Here is a 22,769-nt window from a genome sequence, read left to right as displayed (position 1 = left end):
TTAATTCGTTTTTATGTTAAAATAAAAGAAATATAACATTGTATTTAAATAAGTTTTAAAAAAAATGAAAATCAACAAGGCGTATAAATTTAGGCTTGAGCCTAATGAAGAGCAAGAGGTTATTTTAAACAATCTTGTTGGTTCTGCGCGTTTTGTTTGGAATCAAATTTTAGTTGTGTCATTTGAAATGTTTGCAAAGAATGAATTTATCAATGCAACCAATTTGGTGAATAAAATCACCAGTCTTAAAAAGAATCCTGAATATGCTTTTTTAGCAAATCATTCTAATGCTGTTTCCCTACAGCAAAAAATTCGTGATCTGGCTTCGGCTTGGACAAGGTTTTTCAATGCAAAAGAACATGCAAGATTAAAAGAAAATAAGCGTAAACCACGCAAGCCCAAATTCCTCAAACTCACTGATGGTTCTGAAATCCAGTTACGCCCACTGATGCCTAGATTTAAGAAAAAATCAGATGGTTACGATTCAATTAGATTGGTGCAATTTGATAAATATTGTCGAATTGAGGGTAATCGAGTTAAGCTGCCAAATGGCATAGGATTTGTGAAATTTAGAAAATCACAAGATATTCTAGGCACAATTAAGAATGTGACAATCAGTAAGAGATCAGGTCATTGGTATATTTCATTTGGCAGTGAAAAAGAGTTATTGGAAAATCCAGTACATCCATCCAAAACCGCAGTTGGTGTTGATTTAGGTGTCAAGAAATTAGTCACAACATCTGAGGGTGAGGTATTTAACCCAAAGAACAGTTTTAAAACCAACCAAATTAAATTAGCTAAACTTCAACGTAAGTTGAGCAAAAAATTGAAGTTTAGTGAAAATTGGAAAAAGTTGAACACCACAATTAACAAGCTACATTATCATATTGCTAATATTCGGCATGACTACCTACATAAAGTCACGACAACTCTCAGCAAAAACCACGCAATGATCGTAGTTGAGGACTTAAAAGTAGCCAATATGTCGAAGTCAGCAAGTGGCACAATCGAGAAAAAAGGAAAGAATGTCAAAGCCAAGTCGGGCTTAAACAAGGCAATCCTAGATCAAGGTTGGTCAATGCTTGTTGATATATTGGAGTACAAACAACAATGGCGAGGTGGTTTACTCGTTAAGATTGACCCGAAATACACAAGTCAAACGTGTAGCTCCTGCGGTCATGTTGCAAAAGAAAATAGGCTTACTCAGGCACATTTTGAATGTGTTGCGTGTGGCTTTAGCGAGAATGCGGATATTAACGCTTCTCGTAATATTTTGGCGGTGGGACACACCGTTTTGTCTGTGGAGGGTGGATGCGGTAAAGGTCGCCCGATGAAGCAGAAAGCAAGCGAAATCCGTGAGGAAGTCACCTAAGAGCTGATGCTTTTAGAATCCCCCACTTGAATAAAGTGAAAGTGGTGGGAGTATGTCAAACAATGATCTTAAAATAAATTGTCCAAGACCGACGCTTAAAATCGGTCATCGCCCAGGAAGAGAATAATGAGTAAAGATAATATCCGCGAGCATTCTGCCCCCGTTTATGAAGGTATTGAAAATGCACCGGCGCGTTCCATGATGCGTGCCACCGGTTTTCAGGATGCCGATTTTAACCGGCCATTTATCGGCATTGCTTCGACCTGGGCCAATGTCACGCCTTGTAATATGCATATTGATGGTCTGGCCAGAACCGTAGAGCAGGGCGTGAGTGCGGCGGGTGGCAAGGGCATTATCTTTAATACCATTACCATTTCAGATGGCATTTCCAATGGCACCGAAGGCATGAAATATTCCCTGCTGTCACGGGAAGTGATCGCAGATTCGATTGAAACCGTGGTCGGCTGTCAGGCTTATGATGGTGTGATTGCCATTGGTGGCTGTGACAAAAACATGCCCGGTTGCATCATGGGATTGGCGCGCCTCAACCGTCCGGGGCTGTTTATTTATGGTGGAACCATTAAACCGGGCGAAGGCCATACCGACATGATTTCGGTGTTTGAAGCGGTGGGTCAATATGCCAAAGGTGAAATCAACGCGATTCAGGTCAAGCATATTGAAGAGGTTTCCTTGCCAGGTCCGGGTTCGTGTGGCGGTATGTACACGGCCAACTCGATGGCCTCTGCGATTGAAGCTTTAGGCATGAGCCTGCCGGGTTCTTCGGCACAGGAAGCGGTATCGGAAGACAAGCAAATTGACTGTGCCCGGGCCGGTGAAGCGGTGATGAACCTGTTGCGACTGGATATTAAGCCGCGCGACATCATGACCAAAGCCGCCTTTGAAAACTCGATTAAAGTCTTGATTGTGCTGGGTGGTTCGACCAATGGTGTACTGCATCTTTTAGCCATGGCACATACCGCAGGAGTGGAATTGAGTCTGGATGATTTCGTGCGGATTGGTAAAGATATTCCGGTGGTGGCCGACGTGCGTCCATCAGGTAAATATCTGATGTCAGAACTGATTGCGATTGGCGGCATTCAACCACTGATGAAGCGCATGCTGGATGCCGGCATGCTGGATGGCTCATGTCTGACGGTCACAGGTAAGACGCTGGCAGAAAATCTGGCCGATGTGCAGGACTATCCGGAAGGCCAGCAGATTATTCTGCCTTTTGATGCGCCAGTGAAAAAAGACTCACATCTGGTGATTCTAAAAGGCAATCTGTCACCGAAGGGCGCGGTCGCCAAAATTACCGGTAAGGAAGGACTGCATTTTGCTGGCCCGGCTCGCGTGTTTGAAGGTGAGCAGGGTGCCATGCGCGGTATTCTGGATGGCGAAGTCCAGCCGGGTGAAGTGGTGGTGATTCGTGGCGTTGGTCCCAAAGGTGGCCCGGGAATGCCAGAAATGCTGAAACCGACCTCTGCGATTATCGGGAAGGGCTTAGGCGCTTCAGTTGCCCTGATTACCGATGGACGCTTCTCGGGTGGCAGTCACGGTTTTGTGATTGGTCATGTCACCCCCGAAGCTTATGATGGCGGCCCGATTGGTCTGGTACAAAATGGCGACCAGATTTCAATTAATGCGGAAACCCGGGAAATGACCTGGCATGTGGATGAGCCGGAGATTGCAGCACGTCAAGCAGCCTGGATCAAACCAAAACCGAACTATACCCATGGAGCACTGGCCAAATTCGCCAAACTGACCTCAGGTGCAGAAACCGGGGCGGTCACTGACTTGAATCTTGACCTCTAATCCATTGTTAAACATTGAACATTTGTTTATCTTAATCGGGCGTAAGACCCTCACCGACAGTCAGGTGGGGGATACAAGCGAGTGGCGATAGCCATATTAAAGATAATGTTTTCTTGGTTTTATTGCTTATTTTTGCTATAATTCAAACACTACAATTCTTTTATAAACAATGATTTAATGAAGATTTTACAACACTACAAGTTTAGGCTTCTGCCTAACCAAGAACAGGAAATATTGCTTAATCAAGCAATAGGTTCTGCTCGTTTTGTGTGGAATCAAATTCTCGCTAAATCATTTGAAATGTTTGCTAAAGATGAATATATTCGTTACGAAAGCATTGAAAAAAAATTAGTACCCCTTAAAAAAACACCTGAATTTTCTTTTCTTGGTCAAACATATTCAGCTTGCTTACAGCAAAAAATACGTGATCTTGCTCAAGCATGGGGTAAGTTTTACAACAAAAAAGAACAAGCTCGTTTAAAGCAAAACAAGCGGAAACCACCATCAGCCAATTTTTTTAAATTGGCTGATGGTGGTGAGATTCAGCTTAGACCACTCATGCCAAGATTCAAGAAGAAATCAGATGGTGAGCAATCTTTTAGACTTCCATTTGCAGATTGTGAGGTTATTGGTGATCGAGTTTCTTTGCCTAAAAAAACAGGTTGGATAAGATTTAAAAAATCACAAGAAATTGTTGGTAAAATCACAAGTATTACAATTAAGAAAATTTGTGGGCTTTGGTATGTTTCATTTTGTACTAACCGTGAAATCGAACAACCAATTCATCCATCAAAATCTGCAATTGGTGTTGATCTTGGCATTAAGAAATTAATTACAATATCAACAGGTCAGGTATTTGACCCAATCAATAGTTTTAAAGCCAATCAAGTAAAGTTGGCTAGGCTTCAACGTAAGTTGAGAAAGAAAACCGAATTTAGTCAAAATTGGAAAAAACTTAATTTAAAGATCAATAAATTACATCATCATATTGCCAATATTCGGCATGACTACTTGCACAAAGTCACGACAACTCTCAGCAAAAACCACGCAATGATCGTAGTTGAGGACTTAAAAGTAGCCAATATGTCGAAGTCAGCCAAAGGCTCAATCGAAGAAAAAGGAAAGAATGTTAAAGCTAAATCAGGCTTGAACAAATCAATCCTAGATCAAGGTTGGTCAATGCTTGTTAATATGTTGGTGTACAAACAGCAATGGCGAGGTGGTTTACTCGTTAAAGTTGACCCTAAATATACAAGTCAGACTTGTAGTTCATGTGGTCACGTTGCAAAAGAAAATAGGCTCACTCAGGCTAAGTTTGAGTGTGTTAGTTGTGGTTTTAGCGAGAATGCAGATATTAATGCTTCTCGCAACATTTTAGCGGTGGGACACACCGTTTTGTCTGTCGAGGGAAGATGCGGTAAAGATCGCCCTGTGAAGCAGAAAGCAAGTGAAATCCGTGAGGAAGTCACCTAAGAGCTTTTGCTTTTAGAATCCCCCACTTGAGCTAGTCGAAAGTGGGGGGAGTATGTCAAGACTTGATATAAGTTTTTACACCATGCAGGGCTTTGGCTCTGCGATCTTAAAAATAGATTATTCTGTACAGATTCAATTTTTTGAACTGCACACCGTCATCTTTGTCGAGGCCGAACTCATGTCCCTGTTACGCCGTTGGTTTGATCCAATCCGATCGAGTTGGTTTTACCAGAAACCAATCCGTCAAACGGTGTTATCTATTCAAGATGGGCTGAGTATCCATTTAAGACTGGATGATGTGTACAGCTATCTGGCGGTACAGCAGCTGCCCCAGCTCGAAGAAATTTTAAGTCCGCAGCTCAAGCCGCTGAAAGTAATTATTTCCAGTTCGCATGCAGCCCCCCCAAATCAGATGTCTTTTGATGAATGGCAGCACTACACCCTAAATGATGCCAAGATTCTGTCGAAACAGCATCGTTTTAGTTTTCATGACACGCCAGAATTGCCCAGCGCTGAAGCCTTGCAACAGGCGGAACTGATTTTACGGCATACCCCGCTGCGCGGGCAGGATTTTCTGTATTTGCTGGAAGATGTGTTTCATATGTTGTGGCAAAAACAGACCGGAAAATTACGAACCCTTTATGCCATGGCCAGTCGTCATCATCAGCCACAGGACTTTCCCGAACGTATTTTTGACCAGACCCCGATTCTGGCCAGCTATTTTAATTTAGGCGGACGCCAGTATCAGGCAGTCGATGACCTGTTGCGTCTGACCCGGCGTCTGGAGCAGCAAAAACTGCTGACCGGTAATCCGATTTTTATGATCGATCACATTGAATGGCGTGAGCATCTGATCAGTGATGCCGAAGAGCTGAACGAGATCCAGTCGATGGACCCGGAACTGGATTTATATATTGCGCTGGAAGATCCGATTTCCTGGTTGTTGCTGGCCTATATCAAAGAAGAACTGGCGGATTATTATAATATCCAGCTGAAAGTCTATCCTTTGTCTTACCGTGGCCGGGATGAGTTTGACTGGAGTCTGGCCACGCGTTTGTCGAAACGGACTGAGGTCGAATTTACCCCGTTCTGCCGGCCGACCGAGCAGGCAATCGTGCCAATTGCACAGTTATTTTATAGCTGTCCCGAGGAGCAGCGGATTGAGGCGATGTACCAGATCTTGCAGGCCGTCTGGACCCGTGGTGAAGACCTGTCTTATGCACCCCATTTCAAACTTTTGCAGCAACAGTTAAATATTGTAGATCTGACCCAGGACGATATTCTGGTGAAGCTGCAGGACAATGATATGCTCTGTGAAATGAAGTCGCAGCCGAACTTTCCGGTACTGGAACTGCGGATAGATGATCAAAGTTATACATTTAATAGCTTATATCGGGTCTGGATGATTGAAAGTATTTTCAGTAATGTGTTAGAAGAAAAGTATAAGAGTAATAATCAAACTGAAAGTGAACTGAAAAAACATGGAAAAGATCAAAGCTGAATCACTAGAATATGCACGTCAACAGATCGATGCCATTGATACAGCTTTAGTTGAGCTGATCGCTGCGCGTCAATTTTATGTTGATCAAACCACCCGTTTCAAAAAAACCGAAACCGATTTGCAGTCACCAGAACGTATGGAACAGATTGTAGAAAATGTTAGGGCATTGGCGCAAAAGCAGGGCCTCGATCAGGAGTTTATTGAACATCTATACCGTGAAATGTTCCAATACTTTATTCAACGTGAACTGAAAGAGTTTCGTCCTTAAACGGGCTCATTTCAGTTCAACTACGCCGGACGATCTTCAAGCTATGCAGGAGATCTTGCTGTAGCCATGGTGATTTTTAAGCACAACATCGCCTTTTTGCAAAAATAATTTATCCATAAAAAGCCCATTCAGCCAAGTGCCTAAAGCCTTGCCTGGACGGGCTTTGCACGGTTTTATAGAAATTATGGTAAAAAAAAGAAATTGATTTTATTAAATATTTTTACAATGTAAGTTTGATTTAATTTAAAAAGTATATATATTGTATATACATCTTTTGCAAAGTAGTCTTTATTTTGGAGAGATAAGCAATGAGCGAGCAAATCAAAAAAATAAAGACAGGCAAGAAAGATGGACAACTTTTAATTCGTATTCAGAGTACGGAGCGTGATGAATTTATTCGTCTCTGCGAAGAACTGGATACTAGTGCTGCTCGTGAATTAAGAAAATTTATTCGTGGTTTTGTGAAACAACACAAGCCTAACGAATAGCCTTACTAGGGAGTAATACCATGGCTAAGCAAGTTAAATCTTTAAAGCAAGAAATCAAAGCACGTTTGAAAAAGATTTCAAAACATAAAGGCAAATTGAAGCAACTGAAGCAAGCGCTTAAAAAACAGAAATAAGCCAACGTGAATCAATTGCCAGTCACTTAAAACAGTTCATTCTAGACAGACTGTTTTAGGCTACAAAAAAGACCGAACATATATGTTCGGTCTTTTTGCTTGCAACAGGCTGTGCCCAGTCATCGCTGAATTTTATTTTTTATCGACCAGACTGAAGAACCAGTTTAAGAACAGGGCTGCAAACGTTGCCGTACCAATACCACCCAGATTGAAGCTACCAAAAGTCAGGGCAAAATCACCCGTACCTAAAATAATGGTCACCGCAGCCACCATCAGGTTCTTGTTCTGCGAAAAATCGACCTTGTTCTCAATCCAGATTTTGGCACCAGCAATAGTAATCAAACCAAAGACTATAATCGAAGCACCGGTCAGAATCGCCGTAGGAATAGTATGAATCACCGCACCAAACTTAGGCGATAAACCCAGGAACACAGCAAAGACACCCGCGACTGCAAAGATGATGGTCGAGTAAACCCGTGTCACGGCCATTACACCAATGTTTTCACCATAGGTGGTCATACCCGGCGCACCCACACCACCGGCTAAAGTGGTTGCAATACCATCTGCTACAAAGGCTTTACCAATATGCGGATCTAGGTTTTCACCGGTCATCGCGCCTACGGCTTTAATATGGCCCAGATTTTCAGCCACCAGAATCAAGGCAATTGGCGCAATGATCAACATCGCATTCAATTCAAAGGTCGGTGCATGGAAAGTCGGTAACCCAAACCAGGCCGCTTGCTGAATGGGAAGGAAGTTGATTGCAGTACCATAACCCATGATATTGCTGAGCATGAAATAGATCAGATAGGCCAGTAACAGACCGACCAATAATAGCAGGCGTTGCAGCAGGCCTTTGGTAAAGACGGCAATCGAGCCCATGCACATCACGGTAACGAGAGACATCCACATATTAAAGGTGTTGCCCATGACGCTTTTAACCGTGACTGGAGCAAGGTTCAGGCCAATGATCATCACCACGGCACCGGTCACTACCGGTGGCATCAGCTTTTCGATCCAGCGGGTGCCCGTCGCCATGACCAGAAAGCCCATCAGCGCATAGAAGATGCCACATGCGATAATCCCGCCTGCTGCAACGCCAATATTCGGATTCAGTCCGCCACCACCCGCATAACCAGTTGCTGCGATGACCACACCAATAAAGGCAAAGCTTGAACCTAGATAACTTGGAACCCGGCCACCGGTGATTAAAAAGAACAGAATAGTACAGATCCCTGACATTAAAATCGCCAGGTTAGGATCAAAGCCCATTAAAAAAGGTGCCAGTACAGTCGCGCCAAACATGGCAAAGGCATGCTGTACACCCAAAACTACCGTTTGTGCGGGTGGCAAATACTCTGCGGTACCTACTGGTCGTGCATCGATACTGCCCTCATAAGGGCGCCATTTGGGAAACCAACTGGACATAAAATGAGCACTCAAAAGATAAATTGTGCACATCATACTCCGGTTTTTTGGAAGTTTTAATCACTCCTTTCAACTTTTTGTTCAAGTTAATTCATTGACTTTTATTTATTTTTTATCAATTGGTAAATATTTTTAATATAAAAGTAGCGTTAAATCAGTGGATTAATCATATAGCTATGCTTAAAATTCACTCATAAAGATTTGTTATTTTAGTTATAAAAAATACGATGCAGTGAGTGGTTTTGGCCAATTCATGTACAAAAAAAGCACATCACCAGGATGTGCTTTGAATGCGAGGGCGAAAAATCAGCCGGTATTACGTAAACCGGCTGCAATGCCGGCAATGCTGACCATTAAGGCATGATCGACCGGGGTATTTTCAGCTTGCTGCTGTTGCAGATAGAGACGGCGACGTTTCATCAGCTCGGCTTGCAGCAAATGTAGTGGCAACAAATACGGTTTACGGACTTTCATGGATTGATCCAGGACGCCGTTGCTGCTGAGCAATTTGGATTCACCCTTTAACGTCAGTAAGGTCTGTACAGCATCTTGCAAACGCTGGCGCAGCTCTGTGCCGAGTACTTTGAGATCTTCATCTTGGGTCAGATGTGATTCATAGTACAAGGCCACATGTGCATCGGCTTTGGATAGCACCATTTCCAGCATATCAATCAGGGTCTGAAAATATGGCCACTCTGCCAGCATCTCATCGAGTACCGCCCGTTGCCCCTGATCCAGTACTTTATTCAGCGCGGCACCGGTACCCAGCCAGGCAGGTAACATCAGACGAATCTGGGTCCAGGCAAATACCCACGGAATCGCACGCAAGGACTCAATCCCGCCACTGACTTTACGTTTCGCCGGCCGTGACCCCAGCGGCAGCATTTGCAGTTCAAGTTCAGGAGTGACAGTGCGCAGGTATTTGACAAAATGCGGGTTTTCCCGCACGGTCTGGCGATAGACCTGAACCGAGAGTTCGGTCATTTGATGCATCAAGTCGCGCCATTCCTGTTTCGGCTCGGGTGGCGGGAGCAAGGTCGCTTCTAAGGTCGCAGCGGTATAAATTTCCAGATTCTGCAGGGCAATCTCTTCCAGTCCGAATTTAAAGCGGATCATTTCGCCCTGTTCAGTCACCCGAATCGTGCCTGAAATCGACCCCGGTGGCTGTGAGAACAAGGCTTGCTGGGTTGGCGCACCGCCACGGCTGATCGAACCGCCCCGGCCATGGAACAGGGTCAGCTGAACGCCATGTTGCTGGGCAATCGTCGTCAGTTCTTCCTGGGCACGGTACTGCGCCCAGTTGGCCGACATAAAACCGGCGTCCTTGGCTGAATCCGAATAGCCAATCATCACTTCATGCTTGCCCTGAATATGCTGTTTATACCAATGCATATTGAACAGGGTCGACATGGTCTCGGCTGCGCCGTCCAGATCTTTGAGGGTTTCAAACAGCGGTACCACTCGTAATGCGTGCTTGATACCCGCTTCTTTTTGTAGAAGCAATACCGCCAGCACATCACTTGGATATTCCGCCATGGAAATAATATAGGCACCCAGAGACTCACTTGGCTGTTCTGCCAGGGTGCGCATGGTGGCAAAGACTTCCTGTACATCCGGGTGCTGAATCAGACTGCCGGCTGGTTCATTCAGATGTTTTGGGAGCAAGGGACGTTTGCTTTGCAATTCTTGCAGTAAAAAGTTTTGACGTGCCTGTTCGGTCCAGGTTTCAAAATTTCCCAGCCCTAAATATTCGGTAATCGCCGAGATCGCCTGACGGTGACGTCCTGATTCCTGACGAATATCCAGTTTCAGTAACTCAATTCCAAAGCTGTTGACCCGGTAAATAAAGTCCAGCAGGCTGCCATTGGCAATTTCGGCCAGATTGCAGTGCATTAAGGAGCGATAGCAGGTCAATAGTGGCTGTAATAGCTCATCTTTACTTTTAATGACTAAACTATCATCGGCATCATTGCCCTTTAATTTTTCTGCCAGCCAGTGTCGGGTCGCTTTCAGGCGGCTACGGGTGTCACGTAAATATTCACGGTAGGGTTCCGGATGATCCAGACCCAATGCCTCGGAGATTTCCGTACTACATTGCTGAATGGAGAGTTCCCAGCGCAGGTTCTCAATATCGCGTAAATACAGATCGGCAGCTTTCCAGCGTGACAGCCATAACACTTCTTGCGTCACATTATGGGTAACATTCGGGTTGCCATCGCGGTCACCGCCCATCCAGGAAGCAAAACGTACCGGTGCAATATCTAAGGGCAAGTTCTGGCCGCATTGTTGTTCGACCATGCCATTTAATTCCCGGATAAATTTCGGAACCGCATTCCACAAGGTCTGTTCAATGGTAGTAAAGCCCCATTTGGCTTCATCGATCGGGGTCGGGCGATGCTGACGGATTTCATCGGTTTGCCAGGCCGAGCTAATCAGCTGTTTCAGATCTGCCAACACCGCCTGACGTTCACGCGGCGTGAGTTTCTGCTGGTCGAATTTGGACAGGGCATTATTGATACCATCATATTTCTGGATCAGGGTGCGGCGGCTGACTTCTGTCGGATGCGCGGTCAGTACCAGTTCAATTTTTAATTCACAGATTTGCTGGTACAGCGTGTCGGCAGAAATCTCCTGCTGTTTAAATTTTTCAAATAACGGTACCAGAGGATTAGGGGATTCTGCCGTGTCATCGAATTCGCTTTGACGGCGACGACGCACCACATGATATTGTTCGGCAATATTGGCAAAGTTCAAAAAATGGGTAAAGGCACGGGTTAGAGGCAGGATTTCCGCATCTTCCAGGCTCAAAAATAATTGTTCTAGCTGTTTTTCTGCTTCGACCTGTCCATCACGTGCGCCTTTAGATAAAGCACGAATCTGCTCAATCTGATTAAACAAATCCTGCCCCGCATGTAATTTTAAGGTTTCCCCCAGCAAATTACCCAGTAAGCGTACGTCTTCGCGTAGTGGTGCATCAATTTGTTGAATCATTTTTATATTCCCTTAAATGCTTGCTTTGACTATACCGCGACTGTAGGACAATCCAAGTCCTTTACAGACAAAAGTTGCAGATATTTTGCAGGTTTTTTAGCAAGTTTTAGCCAGTATCCTGTCGCCAGCACTCAAGCGATCAGAAGGAATTTAATCAGCAATGGCATATTTCAGCATAAACAATTCAATCGCCTGACTAATGATCTGCTGCTGTTCTGTACTGGAGGGCGGAGCTGTAAGTCCGAGCAGGATTTTTTGATGACGTGTTCCGGTCAATAGGGACACGATCAGTTCGGTCTGTTTCTCGGGTCGATCGACCTGAATAAACTGGTAGTGCTGCGCCAGCGCAAAGAAATCATGCCAGACCGCCTCCAGTTTGGCATGCGAGGCCTGATAAAACTGCTCTGCCAGCGGGCTTTGCTGCGAGGCCAGCTCCATGAGTAATAGGTCCAGTTTGATGGCTTCAGGCAGGCTAATAATATTCAAAGCGCGTAAACAGGCCCGATAAAATTCCTGAGCAAAGTCACTGCTTGGCTGCAAGACCTGCGGATGCTCATGCAGAATGGCTTCACAGGTATCTTCAATGGCACAGCTGAACAGCGTCGCCTTGTCCTGAAAATGGTTATAGACCGTCAGTTTGCTCACCCCGGCTTCACGGGCAATCTGGTTCATGCTGGAGGCATGATAACCATGCGCTAAAAATAGCGCTTTGGCCGCGCTCAGGATGCGTTGGCGCTTCTCCAGATCTTTCGGTCGTCCTACAGGTATTTGCACAATTTCTTCCAAAAAAAGTCAACTTGGTCATTGCTTGAGGGTTCTGTTGTAATTAGTGTACCGGGTGGTATATTAATTAAAAAACAAGCAATTTAATATATCAGCATAGTTTGCCCGAAAAAAGATGATCAGATAAGAGCGAATAAGATGAGCAGGATTTACAGCGTGTTGGCTGGCATGATGATGCTTTGCAGTGTGACCTTAAATGGATGCAGTAAAGATACAATCGCCGCAGAACAGGAAATTCCCTTTGTCATGGTGACCACACCAAGCACTTCACAGCATGAACTGAAAAGTTATGCCGGCGATGTGCAGGCGCGTCAGCAAACAGCACTGGCCTTTCGGGTAGCGGGACAGGTGACCCAGCGTTTCGTTGATGTCGGGGACCAAGTCAAAGTCGGACAGGTGCTGGCCACACTGGATGTAAAAGATGCCCAGTTGCAGCTGAATGCGGCACGTGCCCAGCTGGAAAATGCGCAATCTGCCAGTAAAATTACTCAGGATGAACTACAGCGCTTCAAGCAGCTGTTACCGGTCAATGCCGTGAGTCGCTCGCAATATGATGCCATCGATAATCAATATAAAGCTGCACAGTCGAGTCTGAAACAGGCGCAATCCAATTATGATACTGCCAAAAACCAGACCACTTATAACCAGCTGATTGCCACTAAAAATGGCGTGATCACGGCACGCAATATCGAAACGGGTCAGGTGGTCGCAGCCGGGCAAGCGGTATATGAGTTAGCCATTTCCGGTGAGCGTGAAGTGGTGATTGGCGTGCCGGAACAGGCCATTTCAGAGGTCAAGGTCGGACAGCCTGCCACGGTGACTTTATGGTCCAAACCTGAAGAAAAATTTAGTGCCTTTGTCCGTGAAATATCACCAGCTGCGGATCAGTCCCGTACCTTCCGGGTCAAAGTCTCACTGCGCGAAGGCAATGCTCAGATCCAGCTCGGACAAAGTGCCCGGGTGTTTTTTCAGCACAGCCGGGACAATAGACTCAGTGTACCGCTGTCCAGTGTCTCAGCCACAGATCAACAAGCCTATGTGATGCTGGTCAAGCCGGATCATACTGTACACAAAGTCCCGGTGACTTTAGGGGCTTATGGTCGCGATAACGTACCGGTACTCAGTGGCCTGAAAGCGGAAGATTATGTGGTGATTGGCGGCGTACATTTGCTGCGTGACCAGCAAAAAATCAATCCGATTAATCGTGAAAACCGTCCTGTGACCGTTCAGGCAGGGAGTTAAATATGAACTTTAACCTGTCGGAATGGGCTTTAAAGAATAAGGGCCTAGTACTGTATTTTATGATCCTGCTCGGGCTGATTGGCATCGTGTCCTATTCCCAGCTGTCGCAAAGTGAAGATCCGCCTTTTACCTTTAAAGTGATGGTCATTCAGACCTACTGGCCGGGTGCCAGTGCCAAAGAAGTGTCCTTACAGGTCACGGATCGGATTGAAAAGGAACTGATGACCACGGGGCAATATGACCGCATCATGGCCTATTCGCGTCCGGGTGAATCCATGGTGACCTTTATTGCCAAGGATTCTCTGGCTTCGAAAGATGTGGCCGATGTCTGGTATAACGTGCGCAAGAAAGTCAGCGATATCCGGCATGAATTGCCGCAAGGAGTACAAGGCCCATTCTTTAATGATGAATTCGGCGATACCTTTGGCAATATCTATGTGCTCAAAGGCAAAGACTTCGATTATGCGACCCTCAAGGAATACGCCGACCGTTTGCAGCTACAACTGCAACGGGTCAAAGATGTCGCCAAAGTCGATTTAATCGGCCTGCAAGACCAGAAAATCTGGATTGAGATTTCCAACACCAAAGCCATCCAGCTCGGAGTTCCAGTCAGCGCCATTCAGCAGGCTTTGCAGCAGCAAAATGCCATGACCCATGCCGGTTTTTTTGAAACCGGCTCAGACCGGATTCAGGTTCGGGTCAGCGGTGCCTTAAACAGTATTGAAGAATTACAGCAACTGCCACTTTTGATAAATGGCAAAACCATTCAGCTGGGAGATGTCGCTGAGATCTATCGTGGCTTTAGTGATCCGGCCCAACCCCGGATGCGTTTTATGGCTGAAAATGGCATTGGTATTGCCGTGTCCATGCGCAAAGGCGGCGATATTCTGGCACTGGGCAAACATCTGGAACAGGAATTTGCCCGTCTGCAAAAAACCTTGCCCCTTGGCATGGAGCTGCAAAAAGTCTCCGATCAGCCAGTGGCAGTCAAACGCAGCATTAACGAATTTATGAAAGTGCTGGCAGAGGCAGTAATTATTGTGCTGCTGGTCAGTTTCTTCTCGCTGGGTTTTCGTACCGGACTGGTGGTGGCCTTTTCGATTCCGCTAGTATTGGCCATGACCTTTGCCGGCATGCATTTATTTGATGTCGGCCTGCATAAAATTTCCTTGGGTGCCCTGATTCTGGCACTTGGTCTTCTGGTCGATGATGCCATTATTGCCATTGAAATGATGGCGATTAAAATGGAGCAGGGCTATAGCCGGCTTGAAGCGGCAGGCTTTACCTGGAAAACCACCGCCTTTCCAATGCTGACCGGCACCCTGATTACCGCCGCCGGATTTTTACCGATTGCCACAGCAGCATCGAGTACCGGTGAATATACCCGTTCTATTTTTCAGGTGGTCACGATTGCACTGTTGATGTCCTGGATTGCCGCAGTGTTATTTGTGCCTTATCTGGGCGATAAACTGCTGCCCAATTTCAACAAAGACTTGATACAAAAAGCGCCGTGGTATCAGCGCCTTTGGGCGCGTTTGCGCAAGCAGCCCGAACCTCAGCCGGTCGTACATCATGCCGGCGAACAGCATGACCCTTATCAAACCCGGTTTTATCAAGGTTTTCGCCGTTGGGTAAATACCTGTGTGACCTATCGTAAGACCGTGATTACAGCAACGGTAGGAATTTTTATTCTCTCCATTTTAATGTTTAAGCTGGTGCCACAGCAATTTTTCCCGCCCTCGAATCGGGCTGAAATTCTGGTGGATCTCAAACTTGAAGAAGGCGCCTCTCTGAAAGCCACCGAAGCTGCGGTGAAAAAAGTTGAAGCCTTTTTGTCGAAACAGCAGGGCATTGATAACTATGTGGCCTATGTCGGAATTGGTTCTCCGCGTTTCTATTTACCGCTGGATCAGCAGCTGCCGCAAACCAGTTTTGCCCAGTTTGTGGTGCTGGCATCCTCTTTGGAAGATCGTAACGAAATCCGTCAATCCTTGAGTGACCAGATTCGGCTGTTATTACCGGAAGTCCGTACCCGGGTGTCCCTGCTGGAAAATGGCCCTCCAGTCGGTTATCCATTGCAGTTCCGGGTCTCTGGTGAAGATCTGGGACTGGTTCGTGAATGGGCGCAGAAAGTCGCCGCAACCGTGGGCGATAATCCGAATACCACCAATGTACATCTGGACTGGGGTGAGCCGAGCAAAGTCATCAAACTGGAGATCGATCAGGATCGTGCCCGTCAGTTGGGCGTGACTAGCAGCGAACTGGCCAATATGCTGAACAGCTCGATTTTGGGGGCCGGCATTGATCAGTATCGGGAAAAGCGTGAACTGATTGAAATCCGTTTACGTGGTGCGCAGGCTGAACGCGTTGATGTCGCTTCTTTAAGCAGTCTGGCGATACCGACGTCACGTGGTACTTCGGTACCGTTGGCACAGCTTGCCAACATTGAATATAGCTTTGAAGAAGGCTTGATCTGGCATCGGAATCGTTTACCGACCATCACAGTGCGTGCCGATATTCGCACGGCCTTACAGCCGGCCACTGTGGTGAATGAATTACACGATTCACTGCACCAACTTCGAGCTGAGTTGCCGAATGGCTATCTGCTGGAAGTCGGCGGCACGGTCGAAGAATCCGCGCGTGGACAGAACTCGGTCAATGCTGGCATGCCTTTATTCCTGGCGGTAGTGATGACCCTGTTAATGATTCAGCTCAAGAGCATCTCACGGGCCTTTATTGTATTCCTGACCGCACCTTTAGGCATTATCGGGGTGGTGTTATTCCTATTACTTTTCAATAAACCTTTCGGTTTTGTGGCCATGCTCGGGACGATTGCGCTTTCTGGAATGATCATGCGAAATTCCCTGATTCTGATTGACCAGATCGAGCAGGATATTCAGGCCGGAGAATCCCCATGGGATGCCATTATCAATGCCACAGTCCGCCGTTGTCGCCCGATTGTCTTGACCGCATTGGCCGCAGTTTTAGCCATGATTCCCTTGTCTCGCAGTATTTTTTTCGGGCCGATGGCAGTGGCCATTATGGGCGGTTTAATTGTGGCAACACTTCTGACCCTGTTTTTCCTGCCTGCCTTATATGCACAATGGTTTAAAGTGAAAAAAAGTTTAAATTCTGTTTAAAATTGTCATAATTTCAGGTGCGAAATATTGAAATTTTCAATATAGTAGCAGCTGAGATTTTTATAATTTAAAAAAATAAGTAACTACTGCATTGGCCGAACTGCCAATCCGGTAATGAGGTTAAACCAACATGACTCAAACTACATTAACCAAGATGCGACGTTCCGTAGCGATGGCTTATGTCTTCATGTTTTTGGCCTTATTTACGCTATTTAGTGGACTTTTTGCCTACTGGTTGGCCCGTAAAGTGACACAAGTCGATTATGCCGAAGTCTGGTTACAAGCACAGGCCTTGTGGATCATGCGAAATATCGTGATTTATACCATTTTGGCGCTCTTTGCTGCGCTGTGGTTTATTCCGCTGTTTTTCTTTGCCTGGGACAGCCAGTTATGGGTCAAAGCCTGTGTGGTGACCGGGGTGATTTTCAGCTTTATTGCCTTTATTTTCCTGATCAATGCCTGGTTTAAAGGTATCTATAAATTCTCTCAAAATAAAGCTGTGTTCTAAAGCGTATAATTTTTTTCATATTTCCCCTTGTAAAACTCGGTTTGACCCCAATTTCAGACCTCAGTTGAATATTAAACAAAATTCCGTGAGGAGCATCGCCAGACATGGCTAAACGTGATTATTATGAGGTTTTGGGCGTCGCTAAAACCGCTAGTGATGATGAAATCAAAAAAGCCTACCGTAAGTTGGCGATGAAATATCATCCAGACCGTAACCCGGACAATGCTGAAGCTGAAGATAAATTCAAAGAAGCAGCAGAAGCCTATGAAGTGCTCTCTGATGGTGAAAAGCGCAGCATGTACGACCGTATGGGCCATCAGGCCTTTGAAGGTGGTATGGGCGGTGGTGGCGGCTTCGGCGGTGGTTTCAGCGCAGAAGATATTTTTAGCCAGTTCGGTGATATTTTCGGTGGCGCTTTTGGTGGCGGCGGTGGTCGTGGCCAGCAACGTGCACGCCGTGGTTCTGACTTACGCTATGTGATGGAACTGACCCTGGAAGAAGCGGTCAAAGGCGTCAAGAAAACTATTACCTTTACTGCACCGGCACCGTGTGATGCCTGTGATGGTAAGGGTTCAAAAAATCCAAATGATGTGGAAACCTGCCGTACCTGTCATGGTGCCGGTCAAGTGCGTATGCAGCAAGGTTTCTTCTCGGTACAGCAAACCTGTAGCACCTGTCGTGGTCAGGGCAAGATCATCAAGAACCCATGTAATAAATGTCATGGTTCGGGTGTGTCGGATCGTCAGCAAACTCTGGAAGTCACTATTCCTGCGGGTGTGGACAATGGCGACCGCGTACGCTTGACCGGTAAGGGTGAAGCGATCCGTGATGGTCAGTCAGGTGACTTGTACGTAGAAGTGGTGGTGCGTGAGCACGAAATCTTCCAGCGTGATGGCGCTGACCTGTATATGGATGTGCCGGTATCGATTGCTGATGCAGCCTTAGGTAAGGAAGTTCAGATTCCTACGCTGGATGGCCGTGTTAGCTTGAAAATTCCTGAAGGTACGCAAACGGGTAAACTGTTCCGCTTACGTGGTAAGGGTGTTAAACCGGTACGTACCAGCATGCAAGGTGACTTGCTGTGCCGTATTGTGGTGGAAACTCCAGTGAACTTAAGTGCACGTCAACGTGAACTGTTAAAAGAACTGCAAGAAACCATGGATGGGGAAGACAGCAAATCCTCACCAAAGAAAAAATCATTCTTTGATCGTTTGTTTGATTAATTGAGTGAAAGTAAAAAAGGACGCTGCGGCGTCCTTTTTTATTATGTAGATAAGATACTCTAGATTAGAAGATGCTATTTATTAGTTGATAGTTATCTTATTGTTTGATAGGTATCGCTTAAACATAAAAACCGCCTAAAAAGCGGTTTCTGTTTTTATATTTGACTATCTAAATAGAAAGTATGAGTCCAAATTTGGAGGGTGATAGATATTTTGTAAGTGAGAAAAAAGCATCATTGCCGAAATTAAAAAGGCCAATATTGTTATTACCGAGCTATATAATCGCATTCATTACTTATCAAATTTACCAGTACAGCAGAATACTCTTATTTTATTATCATGACAATGAAAGCTTAATCTTGTTGAAATCACTATAAATTTTTAAAATTTCATTTTTTAATAAATAAAATAAATATATATATAAGAAAACTTGATTAATTAAATTTTTCGTGTATAGTTAACTTAACTAGAAAAAAGTCTTGTTTCGGTAAATCTTCTTTAAGTATCGCAGTTTTAGTCATAATCCTTCGTTTTTTTCAGATTTTAAGTCTCATTCTTTATTATTTCAAAGTTATATTCAGTCAATAAATTGACTAAAAATTATTAAAAAATTAGTAGGATATATTATGTCAAACTCAAATGTTGTTAAAGGTACTGTAAAGTGGTTCAACGAAACTAAAGGTTTTGGTTTTATTCAACAAGAATCAGGTCCAGATGTTTTTGCTCATTTCAGCGAAATTGCGAGTTCAGGTTTTAAAACCTTAATGGAAGGCCAACTGGTTGAATTCAGTGTAGCTCAAGGTCAAAAAGGACCGAATGCTGTAAATATTGTTGCTATCTAAGCAAGAATAAACAGTAAAAAAAGCACTTAATAAGTGCTTTTTTTATCGTTCAAAATTTAATTTTAAGTTATTTTCCAAATTGGAAAAATCTTTAGAAAAACAGGATTCAAGTTGTTAAAAATAAATGATTTAATTGCAAAATCTAAAAATGGTACTGAAATTATTGTTTCGTTAATTCCTCTCAATAAAATGCAAAATACACGTCAGGGTTTAAAAAGAATTGAAGTGGGTAAAAGAGTTCTTCTTTCCTCTGGAGTTGAGGTAGATTTAAACTTAGATGGTCGTACATTCTATACTTCTCTAAATCAATTATTTAAGCTAAATCATAAAGTTATTTAAAGATAAAATTAACAAACATCAAATTTTTAGTGGATATTTTGCCACTTTAACTATTATTAAAGGTATAGATATGCTTAAACAAAGTATCAGTGTAAAGGATCAGTTTGGGGCTCAACAGGCTATTCAAGCAACAGTCGATCATCATTTTTCTAAAACACAATCTCATTCCAATATAAAACATATCACTGTAGATGGTGAAGATATTCGTCCCAGTTTTGAAATGTGCTTTCAAAGTACCTTAAGTGGAAAAATTTTCAAAATCGTATAGATCATTCCTAAGTGACTTAGGTTCATCGCTTCAGTGAGAGATAAGCTGAGCTGAATTGAAAGACAATAAAAACTCTAGACGATCCTAATCTGCCCCCGAAGCTTGAATGTTCTTCATCTGATTTGAAAGCTGCTTTTTGAAGAGGGTTAGGTTCATGCGTGCTATTGATCCATATCCGACGACCTGGATGAGATCTAGCCCATAATTCCAAAGACCGGATTGAAACTCTTATCAATATCAGTGATTTCGATCTTTGAGTATTTTCATTGATTTTTATGCAATGCATCTTAGTGTTATTCCGCAGTTTTGCTATAGTAAGAGCAATTTTGGATCAACATCAGGACTATGTTATGTCAGCTACACCACGCATTGGGATCTTGGGTGCAGGCGGTCGTATGGGGCGTATCCTTATTCAGGCTGTGCATGAAGCAGGTTATCAATTGGCGGCTGCGGTAGAACGCCCTGAAAGTACACTATTAGGCGCAGATGCTGGCGAACTTGCCGGAATTGGCGCAACAGGTGTTAAGGTCGTGGGTAGCCTTACCGATGTAGTCAAAGACTGTGATGTCGTGATTGATTTCACTGCGCCAGCAGCGACCGTCAATCATCTGAAAATCTGCCGTGAAGCCGGTGTTGCCATCGTGATTGGTACGACGGGTATGAATGACGAGCAAAAAGCCTATCTCGATCAATCTGCGACAGAAACTCCTGTAGTTTATGCAGCAAACTATTCAGTGGGTGTGAACGTCTCGATCAAACTACTTGAACTGGCCTCTAAAGTTTTTGGTGATACGGTTGATATCGAAGTGATTGAAGCACATCACCGTCATAAAGTAGATGCGCCATCGGGTACAGCTTTGATGTGGGGTGAGGCGATTGCGGAAACTTTGGGTCGTGACTTAAAAGAAGATGCAGTGTATTGCCGTGAAGGTCATACTGGTCCGCGTGAGCGTCAAAGCATTGGTTTCCAGACCATTCGTGGTGGTGATATCGTCGGTGAACATACCGCCATGTTTATTGCTGATGGTGAACGTGTGGAAATTACCCATAAAGCCACCAACCGCATGAACTTTGCCAGCGGTGCAGTACGTGCTGCTGCCTGGGTGGTCGGCCGTGATGCACGTAAATATGACATGAAAGACGTGCTGGGTTTTAACGATATTCAGGTTTAAAATCCAGTCAAAATCATTTATAAAAAAGATCTAAAACGAAAATAAGACGAATAATAAAATGCAAAAAATGATCTTCCTGCTCTGTGCAGTGGTGCTTGGCACCATTGCGCAGGCAAAGCCGCTACATACGCCCAAACTGAGTATTGATAAAAATAATATCAAGGTCTGGACCTATCAGGATCAGCAGAATCCGGTCTTTCTATATAAGGCAGAAACTACCTACCATGCACCAATTGAAAATGCCGTGTCGCTGATTCTGGATATCGAGCATGCCGTGCAATGGGTGCCTTATATGGGCAGCATCAAGGTCTTATCACGTGATGATAAAAAAGGCGAATTTACCTTGTATATGGTGCTGGATTTTCCATTTCCCTTAAAAGACCGCGACCTGATTGTACAGGGCAAGATGATCAAGCAAGCCAATGGACAGATTAGTATCAAGAATAAAGCCATTCAGACCGGTTATCCCTTAAATCCGAATTATGTGCGTTTGACCGATTATCAGGGGGATTGGACTTTTCAAAAGCTGGCCAATAATCAGGTCAAGGTTTCAACTTATGGTTATGCCAATCCGGAAGGCTCGATTCCCTTAACTTTTGTAAATATGTTCGTGCAGCAACAGCCTTATCAGATGCTACAAAAGATGAAAGCAGAGCTGGCCAAGCCTGCAGGCCTTGCAGTTTTGCCGGAAGTATTGCAATAAAAAAAAGACCCAATTGCTGGGTCTTTTTGACAGATTGAAACAGTCAGAGTTTAAGCTTCAAAATCCGCTTTAAGTACAATCCGGTAACGCGCTTTACCGGAATGCAGATGTTCAATGGCCTGATTCAGCTGTGACATCGGGAAGACTTCAATTTGTGGCGCAATGTTTTTACGTGCGGCAAATTGGAGTAACTGACGCAGTGCCGCCGGCGAACCGGTTGGTGAACCAGTAACTGACTTGGCACCACCAATCAGCATGCCCGCCGGAATCTGCATCGGTTCTAAAGGGAGACCGAGCATATGTACTGTACCGTTCGGTGCCAGAGTGGCCAGATAAGCCTGCCAGTTCAAGGTGACATTGACCGTACTCAGCAATAAATCGAACTTGCCACGCTGTGCCTTTAGGGCAGCAACATCACGACTATTCACCACATGATCTGCGCCCATGGCTTTCAGCTCATCGGTCTTGTCCAGATTTGATGTGAAAGCCGTAATCTCACAGCCCCAAGCTTTGAGCAGTTTAATTGCGATATGACCCAGACCCCCAATCCCGATCACGCCAACATGATGAATAGCCTGAATCTGATGTTTCAGGATTGGATCAAATACGGTAATCCCGCCACAGAGCAGAGGGCCGGCACTTTCAGGATCCAGATCTTCAGGCAGAGGAATGACCCATTGCCAGCCAGCACGGACCTTGTCGGCGAAACCACCGGCATGTCCGACAATAGTCGCCACTTGGCCGCCAGTACAGAGTACCTGCTGACCTGAAATACACGGATCGCAATACTGGCAGCTTTCCGCAGTCCAGCCAATGCCAACCCGTTGTCCCACTTTCAGGCCTTTGGCTTCGCCACCCAGTTGCATGATGATGCCGATAATCTCGTGTCCAGCCACGACCGGATAAACGGATGAACCCCAGTCATTATTGAGGACTGAAATATCAGAATGACACAGGCCACAGTATTCTACTTTGACTTCGACCTGATGTGGCTGTAGTTCACCAGCATCGAATTGATAGGGTTCGAGTGCAGCACCTGCTGACATTGCAGCATAAGCGTGGATAATATTATTCGACATAAA

General features: G+C 44.9%; 19 protein-coding genes. 15 read left to right on the top strand and 4 right to left on the bottom strand.

The window, feature by feature from the left end; translation table 11 throughout:
- Positions 1-64 precede the first annotated feature (64 nt).
- The 6 genes from FTT75_RS06500 (at position 65) to FTT75_RS06475 (ending at position 6,914) form a co-directional block, all read left to right on the top strand.
- Positions 65-1,372, top strand: a complete 1,308-nt coding sequence (locus tag FTT75_RS06500; RefSeq protein WP_005173589.1) for an RNA-guided endonuclease TnpB family protein — start codon at positions 65-67, stop codon at positions 1,370-1,372.
- A 126-nt stretch (positions 1,373-1,498) separates the two neighbouring features.
- The gene (gene ilvD / locus FTT75_RS06495; protein ID WP_180186118.1) at positions 1,499-3,184 is read left to right on the top strand and encodes a dihydroxy-acid dehydratase; all 1,686 of its coding nucleotides are present in this window, start codon (positions 1,499-1,501) and stop codon (positions 3,182-3,184) included.
- A gap of 177 nt (positions 3,185-3,361) precedes the next feature.
- Positions 3,362-4,657: an RNA-guided endonuclease TnpB family protein gene (locus FTT75_RS06490; protein ID WP_180186117.1), complete on the top strand. Its 1,296-nt coding sequence runs from the start codon at positions 3,362-3,364 to the stop codon at positions 4,655-4,657.
- Positions 4,658-4,835: 178 nt separating this feature from the next.
- A complete protein-coding gene (locus tag FTT75_RS06485) occupies positions 4,836-6,158 on the top strand; it encodes a hypothetical protein (RefSeq protein WP_180186124.1) in 1,323 nt (440 codons plus the stop codon).
- A complete protein-coding gene (locus FTT75_RS06480; protein WP_159516534.1) occupies positions 6,139-6,426 on the top strand; it encodes a chorismate mutase in 288 nt (95 codons plus the stop codon). The genes FTT75_RS06485 and FTT75_RS06480 overlap by 20 nt, the downstream gene beginning before the upstream one ends.
- A gap of 308 nt (positions 6,427-6,734) precedes the next feature.
- Positions 6,735-6,914 carry a hypothetical protein gene (locus FTT75_RS06475; protein WP_004280844.1) on the top strand — a complete coding sequence of 60 codons (180 nt, stop codon included), beginning with the start codon at positions 6,735-6,737 and terminating at the stop codon, positions 6,912-6,914.
- Between the two features lie 266 nt (positions 6,915-7,180).
- Here the strand turns inward: FTT75_RS06475 and FTT75_RS06470 are convergent, their stop codons facing one another.
- The 3 genes from FTT75_RS06470 to FTT75_RS06460 form a co-directional block, all read right to left on the bottom strand.
- On the bottom strand, positions 7,181-8,476 hold the full coding sequence (locus tag FTT75_RS06470; RefSeq protein ID WP_148334914.1) for a solute carrier family 23 protein: 1,296 nt from the start codon (positions 8,474-8,476) through the stop codon (positions 7,181-7,183).
- Between the two features lie 306 nt (positions 8,477-8,782).
- Entirely contained in the window at positions 8,783-11,467 is a 2,685-nt protein-coding gene (ppc, locus tag FTT75_RS06465) for a phosphoenolpyruvate carboxylase (protein ID WP_180083564.1), read from the bottom strand.
- A 150-nt stretch (positions 11,468-11,617) separates the two neighbouring features.
- Complete coding sequence (locus FTT75_RS06460; RefSeq protein WP_100329647.1) at positions 11,618-12,241, bottom strand: TetR/AcrR family transcriptional regulator; 624 nt, start codon at positions 12,239-12,241, stop codon at positions 11,618-11,620.
- Positions 12,242-12,388: 147 nt separating this feature from the next.
- Between FTT75_RS06460 and FTT75_RS06455 the strand changes: the two genes are divergently transcribed.
- From FTT75_RS06455 to FTT75_RS06415, 9 genes are all read left to right on the top strand, one after another.
- A complete protein-coding gene (locus tag FTT75_RS06455) occupies positions 12,389-13,492 on the top strand; it encodes an efflux RND transporter periplasmic adaptor subunit (RefSeq protein ID WP_180186116.1) in 1,104 nt (367 codons plus the stop codon).
- A gap of 2 nt (positions 13,493-13,494) precedes the next feature.
- Positions 13,495-16,632 (top strand): efflux RND transporter permease subunit, encoded by a 3,138-nt coding sequence (locus FTT75_RS06450; RefSeq protein ID WP_180186115.1) that lies wholly within the window; start codon positions 13,495-13,497, stop codon positions 16,630-16,632.
- Between the two features lie 130 nt (positions 16,633-16,762).
- Entirely contained in the window at positions 16,763-17,140 is a 378-nt protein-coding gene (locus FTT75_RS06445; RefSeq protein WP_180085948.1) for a hypothetical protein, read from the top strand.
- Between the two features lie 104 nt (positions 17,141-17,244).
- The gene (gene dnaJ, locus FTT75_RS06440; RefSeq protein WP_005094779.1) at positions 17,245-18,363 is read left to right on the top strand and encodes a molecular chaperone DnaJ; all 1,119 of its coding nucleotides are present in this window, start codon (positions 17,245-17,247) and stop codon (positions 18,361-18,363) included.
- Positions 18,364-18,989: 626 nt separating this feature from the next.
- A complete protein-coding gene (locus tag FTT75_RS06435) occupies positions 18,990-19,205 on the top strand; it encodes a cold-shock protein (RefSeq protein WP_004280856.1) in 216 nt (71 codons plus the stop codon).
- Positions 19,206-19,316: 111 nt separating this feature from the next.
- On the top strand, positions 19,317-19,544 hold the full coding sequence (locus FTT75_RS06430; RefSeq protein WP_004647679.1) for a hypothetical protein: 228 nt from the start codon (positions 19,317-19,319) through the stop codon (positions 19,542-19,544).
- A gap of 70 nt (positions 19,545-19,614) precedes the next feature.
- Positions 19,615-19,812 carry a hypothetical protein gene (locus FTT75_RS06425; protein WP_004728908.1) on the top strand — a complete coding sequence of 66 codons (198 nt, stop codon included), beginning with the start codon at positions 19,615-19,617 and terminating at the stop codon, positions 19,810-19,812.
- A 350-nt stretch (positions 19,813-20,162) separates the two neighbouring features.
- A complete protein-coding gene (gene dapB / locus FTT75_RS06420) occupies positions 20,163-20,984 on the top strand; it encodes a 4-hydroxy-tetrahydrodipicolinate reductase (RefSeq protein WP_180186114.1) in 822 nt (273 codons plus the stop codon).
- Between the two features lie 58 nt (positions 20,985-21,042).
- Positions 21,043-21,687 carry an START domain-containing protein gene (locus tag FTT75_RS06415; RefSeq protein ID WP_005094773.1) on the top strand — a complete coding sequence of 215 codons (645 nt, stop codon included), beginning with the start codon at positions 21,043-21,045 and terminating at the stop codon, positions 21,685-21,687.
- 50 nt (positions 21,688-21,737) lie between these two features.
- Here FTT75_RS06415 and FTT75_RS06410 read toward each other — a convergent pair whose 3' ends face one another.
- Positions 21,738-22,766 carry an NAD(P)-dependent alcohol dehydrogenase gene (locus FTT75_RS06410; RefSeq protein WP_180186113.1) on the bottom strand — a complete coding sequence of 343 codons (1,029 nt, stop codon included), beginning with the start codon at positions 22,764-22,766 and terminating at the stop codon, positions 21,738-21,740.
- Positions 22,767-22,769 lie beyond the last annotated feature (3 nt).

Source organism: Acinetobacter sp. YH01008, assembly GCF_013420435.1.
GTDB classification, from domain to species: Bacteria; Pseudomonadota; Gammaproteobacteria; order Pseudomonadales; family Moraxellaceae; genus Acinetobacter; species Acinetobacter pseudolwoffii.
This window is presented reverse-complemented; position numbering and strand designations above follow the sequence as displayed.